1 protein-coding gene is annotated in these 201 nt (G+C 56.7%); it reads left to right on the top strand.

What is annotated here, in order from left to right; genetic code table 11:
* On the top strand, positions 1-201 hold a 201-nt coding region (locus tag QWF21_RS18170; RefSeq protein ID WP_330089441.1), incomplete at both ends, for a transposase.

Below are 201 nucleotides of genomic sequence, written 5' to 3'. Positions count from 1 at the left end.
CCCGAACGGAGAGCTCCTGACCTACCGGACGACCAACCGGGAAGGCTACCGGCATTATCACTCCAACCCGAAAATCTGCCTGGATTGCCCGTTACGCAGCCAATGCACCAGCAGCAAGAAGGCGCTTAAAATCATCACGCGGCATGTGTGGGAGGAGGATAAGGAGCATGTGCAAGAGATACGCCTGACCAGTTGGGGTAG

The organism is Alkalimonas mucilaginosa (assembly GCF_036327005.1).
Taxonomy (GTDB): Bacteria; Pseudomonadota; Gammaproteobacteria; order Enterobacterales; family Alteromonadaceae; genus Alkalimonas; species Alkalimonas mucilaginosa.
Note: the sequence above shows the minus strand (reverse complement) of the source record. Positions and strands in the feature narration are given on the sequence as shown.